At 71.9% G+C, this 11,639-nt stretch carries 13 protein-coding genes; 12 read left to right on the top strand and 1 reads right to left on the bottom strand.

The features are described from left to right. The first annotated feature begins 20 nt into the window (after window positions 1-20). The 12 genes from ACL02O_RS09240 to nusB all read left to right on the top strand — a co-directional run bounded on the left by ACL02O_RS09240 (window position 21) and on the right by nusB (window position 10,847). Window positions 21-482, top strand: coding sequence for a DUF948 domain-containing protein (locus tag ACL02O_RS09240; protein WP_412817570.1), 462 nt, complete (start codon window positions 21-23; stop codon window positions 480-482). 31 nt (window positions 483-513) lie between these two features. After that, the gene (locus ACL02O_RS09235; RefSeq protein ID WP_412817569.1) at window positions 514-819 is read left to right on the top strand and encodes a DUF6167 family protein; all 306 of its coding nucleotides are present in this window, start codon (window positions 514-516) and stop codon (window positions 817-819) included. Next, entirely contained in the window at window positions 816-3,494 is a 2,679-nt protein-coding gene (alaS, locus tag ACL02O_RS09230) for an alanine--tRNA ligase (RefSeq protein ID WP_412817568.1), read from the top strand. The genes ACL02O_RS09235 and alaS overlap by 4 nt, the downstream gene beginning before the upstream one ends. 74 nt (window positions 3,495-3,568) lie before the next feature. After that, window positions 3,569-4,030, top strand: coding sequence for a Holliday junction resolvase RuvX (ruvX, locus tag ACL02O_RS09225; protein ID WP_412817567.1), 462 nt, complete (start codon window positions 3,569-3,571; stop codon window positions 4,028-4,030). Then, window positions 4,027-5,250 carry an endolytic transglycosylase MltG gene (gene mltG, locus ACL02O_RS09220; RefSeq protein WP_412817566.1) on the top strand — a complete coding sequence of 408 codons (1,224 nt, stop codon included), beginning with the start codon at window positions 4,027-4,029 and terminating at the stop codon, window positions 5,248-5,250. Before ruvX ends, mltG begins: the two co-directional genes overlap by 4 nt. Next, window positions 5,247-6,056: a shikimate dehydrogenase gene (locus tag ACL02O_RS09215; RefSeq protein ID WP_412817565.1), complete on the top strand. Its 810-nt coding sequence runs from the start codon at window positions 5,247-5,249 to the stop codon at window positions 6,054-6,056. Before mltG ends, ACL02O_RS09215 begins: the two co-directional genes overlap by 4 nt. A gap of 139 nt (window positions 6,057-6,195) precedes the next feature. Continuing rightward, window positions 6,196-7,374 carry a chorismate synthase gene (gene aroC, locus ACL02O_RS09210; RefSeq protein WP_412817564.1) on the top strand — a complete coding sequence of 393 codons (1,179 nt, stop codon included), beginning with the start codon at window positions 6,196-6,198 and terminating at the stop codon, window positions 7,372-7,374. After that, complete coding sequence (locus tag ACL02O_RS09205; protein ID WP_412817563.1) at window positions 7,371-7,880, top strand: shikimate kinase; 510 nt, start codon at window positions 7,371-7,373, stop codon at window positions 7,878-7,880. The genes aroC and ACL02O_RS09205 overlap by 4 nt, the downstream gene beginning before the upstream one ends. A 17-nt stretch (window positions 7,881-7,897) precedes the next feature. Beyond that, complete coding sequence (gene aroB, locus ACL02O_RS09200) at window positions 7,898-8,974, top strand: 3-dehydroquinate synthase (protein WP_412817562.1); 1,077 nt, start codon at window positions 7,898-7,900, stop codon at window positions 8,972-8,974. Then, on the top strand, window positions 8,971-9,411 hold the full coding sequence (gene aroQ, locus ACL02O_RS09195; RefSeq protein ID WP_412817561.1) for a type II 3-dehydroquinate dehydratase: 441 nt from the start codon (window positions 8,971-8,973) through the stop codon (window positions 9,409-9,411). The genes aroB and aroQ overlap by 4 nt, the downstream gene beginning before the upstream one ends. 444 nt (window positions 9,412-9,855) lie before the next feature. Further along, entirely contained in the window at window positions 9,856-10,413 is a 558-nt protein-coding gene (gene efp, locus ACL02O_RS09190) for an elongation factor P (RefSeq protein ID WP_412817560.1), read from the top strand. A gap of 23 nt (window positions 10,414-10,436) precedes the next feature. After that, a complete protein-coding gene (gene nusB / locus ACL02O_RS09185; RefSeq protein WP_412817588.1) occupies window positions 10,437-10,847 on the top strand; it encodes a transcription antitermination factor NusB in 411 nt (136 codons plus the stop codon). 68 nt (window positions 10,848-10,915) lie between these two features. Here nusB and bldD read toward each other — a convergent pair whose 3' ends face one another. Next, window positions 10,916-11,404, bottom strand: a complete 489-nt coding sequence (bldD, locus tag ACL02O_RS09180) for a transcriptional regulator BldD (RefSeq protein WP_013285505.1) — start codon at window positions 11,402-11,404, stop codon at window positions 10,916-10,918. Window positions 11,405-11,639: the final 235 nt, after the last annotated feature.

The raw sequence follows: 11,639 nt of genomic DNA, 5'->3' as shown, positions 1-11,639 counted from the left end.
ACTGGTCGAGGAGGACAGGCGTGAGATATGGAGAGGTCGCGGCGCTGATCGCGGCGATCGCGTTCGCGATGCTCGTGTTGATCCTGACCCTGCCCATCCTGCGGCTGCGGCACACCGTGGACGCCGCGACCCGCATGATCAACGACATGAACGACCGCACCGGGCCGCTGCTCGGCGACGTCAACGCGACGGTGAAGAACGTCAACACCGCGCTGGAGCAGGTGCAGACCTCCCTCGACGGGGTCAACCTCCAGCTCGCCAAGGTGGACACCATGACCACGCACGCGCAGAACGTCACCGCGAACGTGGCGAACCTGGCCGCCGTGGTCTCCGCCGCCGCCGCGAACCCGCTGGTCAAGGTGGCCGCCTTCGGCTACGGCGTGCGCAAGGCCGCCGCCGCCCGCCGGCACGCCGAGACCGAGCGCGAGGTGCGCGACACCATCAAGCAGCAGCGGCGGGCCGCCAAGCGCGGCAACCGCTGACCAGGCCGGCGCACAGCGGGAGGATGAGAGCATGAGGCGGTTGTTCTGGCTCGGCATCGGACTGGCCGTGGGCGTGCTGGTGGTACGCAAGGCCACCCGCACCGCGCAGGCGTACACGCCGGCCGGCATCGCCAGCGGGCTGTCCGAGTCCGCGGGCGGCCTCGTCGAGTCGGTCCGGAGTTTCGTCGACGACGTCCGGGCCGGCATGGCCGAGCGTGAGCAGGAGATCCACGAGGCCTTCGCCCACGGCGAGGTGTACGAAGACCAGTTCGCCGAGCTGCGGGAGGACCCGAGCATCGGCGATCGAGAGATTTTCCCGGAGGAGCACCAGCGATGAAGACGGCGGAGATCAAGCGGCGGTACCTCGCCCACTTCGAGGCGAACGGCCACGCCGTGGTGCCGTCCGCTCCGCTGCCCGCCATCAGCGACCCGAACCTGCTGTTCATCAACGCGGGCATGGTGCAGTTCGTGCCCTACTTCCTCGGGCAGCAGACCCCGCCGTACCGGCGGGCCACCAGCGTGCAGAAGTGCATCCGGACGCCGGACATCGACGAGGTCGGCAAGACCAGCCGGCACGGCACGTTCTTCCAGATGAACGGCAACTTCTCCTTCGGCGACTACTTCAAGGAGGGCGCGATCCCGCTCGCCTGGGACCTGGCGACCAAGCCGGTCGAGGCGGGCGGCTTCGGGCTGGACCCGGAGCGGATCTGGGCCACGGTCTACCTCGACGACGACGAGGCGTACGACATCTGGCGGCGTACCGGTGTGCCGGACGCGCGGATCGTGCGGCGCGGCAAGGTGGACAACTTCTGGTCGATGGGCATCCCCGGCCCGTGCGGCCCGTGCTCCGAGCTCTACTACGACCGCGGCCCGGAGTACGGCCGCGAGGGCGGCCCGGAGGTCGACGAGGACCGCTACCTGGAGTTCTGGAACCTCGTCTTCATGCAGTTCGAGCGGGGCCCGGGCGTCGGCAAGGAGGACTTCCCGATCCTCGGCGAGCTGCCGGCGAAGAACATCGACACCGGCATGGGCCTGGAGCGGATGGCCTCGCTCCTGCAGGGTGTCGACAACCTCTACGAGATCGACGAGGTCCGGCCGATCCTGGACCGGGCCGCCGAGCTGACCGGCAAGCGGTACGGGGCGCACTCCGGCCACGCGGCCAACCAGTCGCACCCGGACGACGTGCGGCTGCGGGTGATCGCCGACCACGTGCGCACCGCGCTGATGCTGATCGGCGACGGGGTGACCCCGTCGAACGAGGGCCGTGGCTACGTGCTGCGCCGGATCATGCGCCGGGCGATCCGGGCGGTCCGCCTCCTCGGCTACCAGGACCGCGCGCTGCCCGAGCTGCTCCCGGTGGCCCGCGACTGCATGGCCCCGTCGTACCCGGAGCTGGCCGAGGAGTTCGGCCGCATCTCCCAGTACGCGTACGCCGAGGAGGACGCCTTCCTCGCCACGCTGCGCGCCGGCACCACGATCCTGGACACCGCGATCGCGGAGACCAAGTCGGCCGGGCAGGCGTCGATCTCCGGCGCCAAGGCGTTCCAGCTGCACGACACCTACGGCTTCCCGATCGACCTGACCCTGGAGATCGCGGCCGAGCAGGGCCTGCAGGTCGACGCGGAGGGCTTCCGCCGGCTGATGGCCGACCAGCGCAGCCGGGCCAAGGCCGACGCGCAGGCGCGCAAGACCGGCCACACCGACGTGTCGGCGTACCGGTCGGTGCTCGACGGCGGCGGCGCGGTGGAGTTCACCGGCTACACCGAGCTGAACCGGGAGTCCCGGGTGCGGGCGCTGCTCGCCGGCGGCGCCTCGATCGACGCGGCGGTCGAGGGGGACACCGTCGAGCTGGTGCTCGACACCACCCCGTTCTACGCCGAGGGCGGTGGCCAGCAGCCCGACCAGGGTCTCATCACGGTCGGCGGCGGCCAGCTCGAGGTCTTCGACGTGCAGCAGCCGGTGCCCGGCCTGATCGTGCACCGGGCCAAGGTGGTGCGCGGCGAGGTGCGCGCCGGGGAGACCGGGTACGCCGAGATCGACGTGTCCCGGCGGCGGGCCATCTCCCGCTCGCACACCGCCACCCACCTGGTGCACCAGACCATGCGCAACTTCCTCGGCGAGTCGGCCACCCAGGCGGGTTCGCTGAACGCGCCGGGCCGGCTGCGGTTCGACTTCAACACCCCGACCGGGGTGGCGCCGAGCGTGCTGCACGATGTGGAGCAGCAGGTCAACGAGGTGCTCCTGGCCGATCTGGAGGTGCACGCCTTCATCACCACCCAGGAGGAGGCGCGCCGGATCGGCGCGATGGCGCTGTTCGGCGAGAAGTACGGCGAGCGGGTCCGGGTCGTCGAGGTCGGCGACTACGCCCGCGAGCTGTGTGGCGGCACGCACGTGGCCCGCTCGGCCCAGCTCGGCCTGGTGAAGATCCTCTCCGAGGCATCGGTCGGCTCCGGTGTCCGCCGGATCGAGGCCCTGGTGGGCATGGACGCGTTCGGCTTCCTGGCCCGGGAGCACCTGCTGGTGTCCCGGCTGGCCGAGCTGTTCCGGGTGCCCGGCGAGCAGGTCGCCGACCGGGTCGAGCAGACCGTCACGCAGCTCCGCGACGCTGAGAAGGAGCTGGAGAAGCTCCGCGCCCAGCTGGTGCTGGGCGGCGCGGCGAGCCTCGCGGCGGGGGCGAAGGACGTGCGGGGTGTCGCGTACGTCGGCACCGAGGCGCCCGAGGGCGCGGCCGGCAACGACGTGCGGACCCTGGCCCAGGAGATCCGCGGCCGGATCGACCCGGCCCGGCCGGCGGTGGTCGCGGTGGCCGCCCGCGCCAACGGCAAGGCGTCCCTGGTGGTGGCGGTCAACCCGGCCGCCCGGGGTCGCGGGCTGACCGCGAAGGACCTGGTGAAGGCCGCCTTCTCCGGGCGGGGCGGCGGCAGCGACGACCTGGCCCAGGGCGGCGGCCTGCCCGCCGCGGAGGCGCCGAACCTGCTGCTGACCGTGGAGAAGGCGATCGCCGACGCGTGATCGTCGGACCGATCGACGCCAGGGCGGACCATCCGGTCCGCCCTGGCCCGTACCTGAGGGGAGGTGTCCGGTAGATGGCTGAACCGTCCCGCGGGGTGCGTCTCGGGGTCGATGTCGGGCAGGTCCGGGTCGGGGTGGCCCGATCCGATCCGCACGGCATCCTGGCCACCCCGCTGGTTACCCTGGCCCGTGACCTGAACGCGGCACCGGACGCGGTGCCGACCGACATGGCCGAGCTGGTCCGGCTGGCCGCCGAGCACGAGGCGGTCGAGATCGTGGTCGGCCTGCCGGTCAACCTTGCCGGAAAGCACGGCCCGGCGGCGGCGAACGTATCAGCGTACGCTGCCCGCTTGGCCGATGTAATGAGGCCGATTCCGGTGGCGCTGACGGACGAGAGGATGTCGACCGTGGTGGCGAGTCGTAGGCTGGCCGAACGGGGCGTCCGGGGTAAACGCCAACGGGCGGTGGTCGACCAGGCCGCCGCGGTGGAGATTCTGCAGAGCTGGCTGGACGCACAGCGGAGGCGGACGCAATGATCGACGATCTTGACCTGGGGTTCGAAGAGTCGGAGAGGGGGGAGAAGGGCCGGCATCGGAAGGGCGCGGTACGCAAGCGCCAGGGCAGGTCCGGCGGCGGCCGGGGCAAGACCATCTTCGCTCTCCTGATGGCGCTCGTGCTGTTGGGCGGCATCGGCGGCGGCGCGTACATCGGGTTCGACCGGATCCGGAACCACTTCGTCACGCCCGACTACGACGGGCCGGGCTCGGGCGAGGCGCTGGTCGAGGTCAAGGCGGGCGACACGCTCACCGACATCGGCAACACCCTCTACGACGCCGGCGTGGTGAAGAGCACCAAGGCGTTCATCGAGGCCGCCGACGCGAACTCCCGCAGCAAGAACATTCAGGTCGGCCGGTACAAGGTCCGCAAACAGATGAAGGCCGCCGACGCGGTGACCCTGCTGCTGGACCCGAAGAGCCGCATCGTCAACGGGGTGACCATCCCCGAGGGCACGATCAGCCTGAACATCTACGCGATCCTGTCCAAGCAGACGAAGATCCCGGTGAAGGAGTTCCAGGCCGCCGCGAAGGATCCGGTCGCGCTGGGTGTGCCGGAGTTCTGGTTCAAGCGCGACGACGGCAAGAAGGTCACCAAGAGCGTCGAGGGTTTCCTCTACCCGTCGACCTACGAGATCCCGCCGAAGGCCACCGCCGAGCAGATCCTGTCGATGATGGTGGACGAGTTCCTGCGCGTCACCCAGCAGATCGACTTCGTCGACCGGGTGCAGCAGGAGCGGAAGATCTCGCCGTACGAGGCACTGATCACGGCCTCCATCGCCCAAGCGGAGGCGGTCGACCCGAAGGACTTCCCGAAGGTCTCCCGGGTGATCTACAACCGGGTCTACGCCGGCAAGATCGGCTGCAAGTGTCTGGGCATCGACAGCGGCATCAACTACTGGAAGCGGCTGCAGGGCAAGGACCCGAAGGACTCGGACGTCCTCACGCAGAGCGAGATCCACGACCTGAAGAACCCGTACAACACGCACGACGTCGCCGGTCTGCCGATCACCCCGATCAGCAACCCCGGCGAGGGGGCGCTCAAGGGTGCGCTGGACCCGCCGCCGGGCGACTGGATCTTCTTCATGACCGTGGACAAGAAGGGCACGATGGGCTACGGCTCCAACGACGCCGACTTCCGCAAGCTGCAGAAGCAGATGTGCGACAACGGCGTGCTGACCGGGACGAACTGCGGATCGTGAGGGCCGCCGTCGTCGGCAAGCCGATCGCCCACTCGCTCTCGCCGGTCATCCACCAGGCCGGGTACGCGGCGGCCGGGCTGACCGGCTGGTCGTACACCCGGATCGAGTGCGCCGCCGACGAGCTGGCCGGCCTGGTCGCGGGCCTGGGCCCGGAGTGGGCCGGGCTGTCGGTGACCATGCCGGGCAAGGAGGCGGCGCTCGCGCTGGCCGACGCGGCCTCGCCGGTCGCCGCCGCGGTCGGCGCAGCCAACACGCTGGTACGCGGCGCCGACGGCACCTGGTACGCCGACAACACGGACGTCACCGGCATGGTCGAGGTGCTCACCGCCGCCGGCTGCGCGGCGGGCGCCGTGGTCACCGTGCTCGGCGCGGGCGGCACCGCCCGCGCCGCCATCGCGGCGGCGGCCCGGATCGGCGCCGCCGAGGTGACCGCGGTGGCCCGCCGCCCCGAGGCGGTCGACGAGCTGCGGCCGGTGGCCGCGGCGGCCGGGGTGCCGCTCGCCGGCGCCGACTGGGACGGCGCCCCGGCGCACGCCCGCGCGGACCTGGTGATCTCGACGGTGCCCAGGGGGGTGGCCGACCCCCTCGCCGACAACTTCGACTGGCGCCCCGGGTCGGTCTTCTTCGACGCCCTCTACGATCCGTGGCCGACCCCGCTCGCGGCCGCGGCGCTCACCGCCGGCTGCCGGGTGGTCTCCGGGTTGGACCTGCTGCTCGCCCAGGCGGTCGGCCAGTTCGAGCAGTTCACCGGGGTGCCGGCCCCGGTCGAGGCGATGCGCGCGGCGGTGGCGGCGGCCCGCGGCTGATCCGGGCGGGCGATCACCTTCCGCCGCGGCCCGGCACGAGCGCGGGCCGCGGGATCCGAGCGCGGCGCTCGGCGTCCGCAGGGCGGGACGGGACGGGCGGCGCATCGGGGCGGCCACCGGGCGTGACAGACTGACCGCTGTGTTGCGCTGGTTGACCGCAGGTGAATCGCACGGACCCGCCCTTGTCGCGATGCTCGAAGGGGTGCCCGCCGGCATCGAGCTGACCACCGGGGAGATCGCCGGTGAGCTGGCCCGGCGCCGGCTCGGTTATGGCCGGGGCGCCCGGATGTCGTTCGAGCAGGACGAGGTCGAGATCATCGGCGGGCTCCGGCACGGCGTGACGATCGGCAGCCCGGTGGCGATCCGGGTGGGCAACTCCGAGTGGCCCAAGTGGCGGACCGTGATGGCCGCCGACCCGGTCGACCCGGACGAGTTGGCCGCGCAGGCCCGCAACGCCCCGCTGACCCGTCCCCGGCCCGGCCACGCCGACCTGGCCGGCATGCAGAAGTACGGCCACACCGACGCCCGGCCGATCCTGGAACGGGCCAGCGCCCGGGAGACCGCCGCCCGGGTCGCCGTCGGCACGGTGGCCAAGGCCCTGGTCAAGCAGGCCCTCGGCGTCGACATCGTCTCGCACGTGGTGGAGTTGGGCCCGGTGGCGGCGAAGCCGGGCCTGCGGCCGGCCCCGGAGGACGCCGTCCGGATCGACGCCGACCCGCTGCGCTGCCTCGATCCGGAGGCCAGCGCCCGGATGGTCGCCGAGGTCGACGCGGCGAAGAAGGCCGCCGACACCCTCGGCGGGGTGGTCGAGGTGCTCGCCTACGGGGTACCGCCGGGTCTGGGCAGCCACGTGCAGTGGGACCGCAAGCTCGACGCCCGGCTGGCCACCGCGCTGATGTCGATCCAGGCGATCAAGGGAGTGGAGATCGGCGACGGCTGGCAGCAGGCCCGGTCCCGGGGCTCCGCCGCGCACGACGAGATCATCCCGACCGCCACCGGCGTGCGCCGGGTGACCGACCGGGCCGGCGGCCTGGAGGGCGGCATCACCACCGGCGAGCCGCTGCGGGTGAAGGCGGCGATGAAGCCGATCTCCTCGCTGAACCGGGCGCTGTCCACCGTCGACGTCACCACCGGCGAGCCGGCCACCGCGATCAACCAGCGGTCGGACGTCTGCGCGGTGCCGGCGGCGGCGGTGGTCGCCGAGGCGATGGTGGCTCTGGTGCTGGCCGAGGCGGCGGTGGAGAAGTTCGGCGGCGACTCGGTCGCCGAGATGCGCCGCAACCTGACGAGCTACCTCGACAACCTGGTGATCAGATGAGCACCCGGCCGGTCTGCGTGCTGGTCGGGGCGCCCGGCTCCGGCAAGACCACGGTCGGGGAGGCGCTCGCCGGGGCGCTGGGCGTCGCGTTCCGGGACACCGACGCCGACATCGAACAGCTGGCCGGCAAGCCGATCCCGGAGATCTTCGTGGACGAGGGGGAGGAGCACTTCCGTGCCCTCGAACGGGCGGCGGTGGCGGCGTCGCTGGCCTCGCACGCCGGGGTGCTCGCCCTCGGCGGCGGCGCGGTCCTCGCCGAGGACAACCGGGCCGCGTTGATCGGTCACACCGTCGTGCACCTGTCGGTGGAGCTGCCCGATGCGGTCAAGCGGGTCGGGCTCGGCGCCGGCCGGCCGCTGCTGGCACTTAATCCGCGGGCCACGCTGAAGCACCTGATGGAGCAGCGCCGCCCGCTCTACGCTGAGGTGGCGACCGCGACCGTGATCACCGACGGGCGCACTCCGGAGGAGCTCGCCGCCGAGATCGCCGCCCTGCTCAAGCCCTGACCCACCACGGAGTGGACATGGACGACGTGACCCGGATCCCGGTCGGCGGCGAGCGGCCGTACGACGTGCTGGTGGGACGTGACCTGCTCAACCCGCCGCCGCGGCTGCTGCCCGGCGCGGAGCGGGTGGCGTTCCTGCACGCGCCTCCGCTGAAGGCGCTGACCGAGGGGATCGCCGAGCAGGTCCGCGCGGCCGGCGTGACACCGCTGCTGATCGAGGTGCCGGACGCCGAGTCGGGCAAGCACATCGACGTGGCCGCGGCCTGCTGGGACCGGCTGGGCGAGGCGGGCTTCACCCGTACCGACGCGGTGGTCGGGGTGGGCGGCGGCGCGGTCACCGACCTGGCCGGCTTCGTCGCGGCCTGCTGGCTGCGCGGGGTGCGCTGGGTGCCGGTGGCGACCTCGCTGCTCGGCATGGTCGACGCGGCCGTGGGTGGCAAGACCGGGATCAACACGGCGGCCGGCAAGAACCTGGTCGGTGCCTTCCACCCGCCGGCCGGGGTGATCTGCGACCTGGCGACGCTGGACAGCCTGCCCCCGGCCGACCTGGCCTCCGGGATGGCCGAGGTGGTCAAGTGCGGGTTCATCGCCGACCCGGTGATCCTCGAGCTGGTCGAGCGGGACCCGGCCGCCGCGCTGGACCCGGCCGGGCCGGTGGCCCGGGAGCTGATCGAGCGGGCCGTGCGGGTGAAGGCGAACGTGGTCTCCGGTGACCTGCGCGAGTCCGGGGTACGCGAGGTGCTCAACTACGGGCACACGCTGGCCCACGCGATCGAGAAGGTGGAGGGCTACCGCTGGCGGCACGGGCACGCCGTCGCGGTGGGCCTGGTCTACGCGGCCACCCTGGCCCGGCTCACCGGACGGTTGGACGCGGCCAGCGCCGAGCGGCACCGCACGGCGGTCGCCGCGCTCGGCCTGCCCACCGGCTACCGGGCGGACGCCTGGCCGCAGCTGCTCGCCACGATGCGGGTGGACAAGAAGGCCCGGGGCAACACGCTGCGGTTCGTGGTGCTGGACGGCCTGGCCCGCCCGGCGATCCTGGAAGGCCCGTCGGACGAACTGCTGCACGAGGCGTACCGGGAGATCAGCTCATGAGGGTGTACGTGCTCAACGGGCCGAACCTGGGCCGGCTCGGCACCCGGCAGGTCGACGTGTACGGGATCACCAGCTACGCCGACCTGGTGAAGCTGTGCGTGGCGACCGGCAGCGAGTTGGGGTTGGACGTGGTGGTCCGGCAGACCGACGCCGAGCACGAGCTGCTCGGCTGGCTGCACGAGGCGGCCGACGAGCAGGCGGCGGTGGTGTTGAACCCGGCCGCCTGGTCGCACTACTCGATCGCGGTCCGGGACGCCTGCGCGATGCTCCGCGGCCCGCTGGTCGAGGTGCACATCTCCAACATCCACGCCCGGGAGGAGTTCCGGCACCACTCGGTGGTCTCCGCGGTGGCCACCGGCGTGATCTGCGGTCTCGGTGTGGACGGCTACCGCCTGGCCCTGCACCACCTGGCGACCCGCCTCGCCGCAGGGGCCTGACCTCGCCCGGTCCGTCCCCCACCGCCCGGTCCGTCCCTGCCCGTTTGGCTGACCGGCCGGCGACGCGCCCGGCGGCGGTTGCTCTGCGTGTTCGTTGCCTTCGTCGCTTTCCGCGAACGCCGGCGCTGGCATGCATCCTTCGCCGCCTTTGCTCTGCTGCAACCCACGCAGCACCGTTGTGACCTGCGGCGACGCGGCCCGGGGTGCCCCGGCTGCGGGTCGCAGCCGATCACGGTGGGTGTCTGCTGCCTCCGTTGAAGCAGAGCAAAGGCGGCGAAGGGATGGGCCCGAGCGCTTGAGCGCGCTCGCTCTGAGTGATGTTCGGCACGTCGGCCCGGTGCGGCGGGGGTGGCCGGCGCTGGCGGCCCGCAGCGCGGCCGACCCGGTTCGACACAGCTAGTAGACTTCTTGGGTCTGTCCGCCAATTGATGATCAAGGCAGGAAATGGCCACCACCAACGACCTCAAGAACGGCCTGGTACTCAACCTGGACGGCGAGCTGTGGGCCGTCGTCGAGTTCCAGCACGTCAAGCCCGGTAAGGGTGGCGCATTCGTGCGTACCACGCTGAAGAACGTGCTGTCCGGCAAGGTGGTCGACAAGACCTTCAACGCGGGCACCAAGGTCGAGACCGCGACCGTCGACAAGCGCACCATGCAGTACCTCTACGCCGACGGCGAGGACTACGTCTTCATGGACCTGGAGACGTTCGACCAGATCACCGTCCCCAACGGCACCGTCGGCGAGGCGGCCAACTACCTCCTCCCCGAGGCCGAGGCGACCGTCGCCACCCACGAGGGCGTGCCGCTCTACATCGAGCTGCCGACCTCCGTGGTACTCGAGGTCACCTACACCGAGCCGGGTCTGCAGGGCGACCGCTCGACCGGCGGCAACAAGCCGGCCACCGTCGAGACCGGCGCGACCGTCCAGGTGCCGCTCTTCATCACCACCGGCGAGAAGATCAAGGTCGACACCCGCGACGGCCGTTACCTCGGCCGAGCCTGATGGCCGAGGGCCCCAAGCAGCAGATGCCGGCGCGCCGCAAGGCGCGCAAGCGGGCGCTGGACGTGCTCTTCGAGGCCGACCTGCGGGACCGGCCCCCGGTCGAGGTGCTCGCCGGCTACGTCGAGCGGATCGAGAAGCCCCGCCCGGAGCACCTGGACTACGCGGTGGGTCTGGTCGAGGGCGTCGCGGCGCACCTCGACCGGATCGACGAGGTGATCGCCAGCTACGCCGAGGGCTGGACGCTGGACCGGATGCCGGTGGTCGACCGCAATCTCGCCCGGATCGCGGTGTACGAGCTGCTCTACGTCGACGAGATCGACGACGCGGTGGCGATCAGCGAGGCCGTCGAGCTGGCCCGCCAGATGTCGACCGACGACTCGCCGCGCTTCCTCAACGGCCTGCTCGGCCGGATCGCCGAGTACGCCACCCGCTGAGGCTGCCGGTCAACACGACAGGGCCCGTGCCGGACGGCACGGGCCCTGTCGTGTGCGACAGCGGTCGGTCAGGACGCGAAGAACGCGCGCGGGTCGGCGACCAGCACACCGTGCTCGGTGAGCCGCTCGATCAGGCCCGACGGCGAGGCGTCGTAGACGATGGCCAGGGCGCGCAGGTCGTCGGCGCGGATGGAGAGCACCCGGCCGTTGTAGTCGCCGCGCTGCTGCTGGATGGCGCGGGCGTACCGGGCGACGTAGGCGAGGTCCTCGGAGGCCTCGTCGTAGAGCCGCTCCAGGTCCAGGACGATCTTGCTGGTGGGCTCGTGGCGCACCCCGCTGCCGTCGGGCAGCAGCTCCGAGACGGGAACGCGGTAGAAGTCGGCCAGCTCCGCCAGGCGGGACACGGTGACGGCCCGGTCGCCACGCTCGTACGAGCCGACCACCACGGCCTTCCACCGCCCGTTCGACTTCTCCTCCACCCCCTGCAGGGACAGGCCCTGCTGCTGGCGGATGGAGCGCAGGCGAGCGCCCAGCGACTTGGCGTATTCAGAGGGCATTCGGACACTCCCAGTGCTGCTCGGGGTTCTCCCAGCTATCGCTACGGAGCGTGACGGTACGGGGATTGCGACACGCGGTCAAGTGTTCGAGACGACCACGTGTGCGGGGCGGGTACGGCTTGTCCGCATTTCTCCACGCTGACCAGCAGGTCAGGACCGGCGGCGGTCGGCCCGGTGACCGCTGGTAACCTGGCGTGAAGCCCCGGTCCGGGCCCCGCAGGGCCCGCCCGGTCAT

The sequence above is a fragment of the Micromonospora mangrovicola genome, assembly GCF_047200535.1.
Taxonomy (GTDB): Bacteria; Actinomycetota; Actinomycetes; order Mycobacteriales; family Micromonosporaceae; genus Micromonospora.
This window is presented reverse-complemented; position numbering and strand designations above follow the sequence as displayed.

Bases quoted from the DNA above. Each gene is read 5' to 3' on its own strand.
- aroB (WP_412817562.1), top strand. From the start codon at position 7,898: ATGGACGACGTGACCCGGATCCCGGTCGGCGGCGAGCGGCCGTACGAC.
- efp (WP_412817560.1), top strand. From the start codon at position 9,856: ATGGCCACCACCAACGACCTCAAGAACGGCCTGGTACTCAACCTGGAC.
- ruvX (WP_412817567.1), top strand. From the start codon at position 3,569: ATGGCTGAACCGTCCCGCGGGGTGCGTCTCGGGGTCGATGTCGGGCAG.
- mltG (WP_412817566.1), top strand. From the start codon at position 4,027: ATGATCGACGATCTTGACCTGGGGTTCGAAGAGTCGGAGAGGGGGGAG.
- ACL02O_RS09205 (WP_412817563.1), top strand. From the start codon at position 7,371: ATGAGCACCCGGCCGGTCTGCGTGCTGGTCGGGGCGCCCGGCTCCGGC.
- nusB (WP_412817588.1), top strand. From the start codon at position 10,437: ATGCCGGCGCGCCGCAAGGCGCGCAAGCGGGCGCTGGACGTGCTCTTC.
- bldD (WP_013285505.1), bottom strand. From the start codon at position 11,404: ATGCCCTCTGAATACGCCAAGTCGCTGGGCGCTCGCCTGCGCTCCATC.
- aroQ (WP_412817561.1), top strand. From the start codon at position 8,971: ATGAGGGTGTACGTGCTCAACGGGCCGAACCTGGGCCGGCTCGGCACC.
- ACL02O_RS09235 (WP_412817569.1), top strand. From the start codon at position 514: ATGAGGCGGTTGTTCTGGCTCGGCATCGGACTGGCCGTGGGCGTGCTG.
- alaS (WP_412817568.1), top strand. From the start codon at position 816: ATGAAGACGGCGGAGATCAAGCGGCGGTACCTCGCCCACTTCGAGGCG.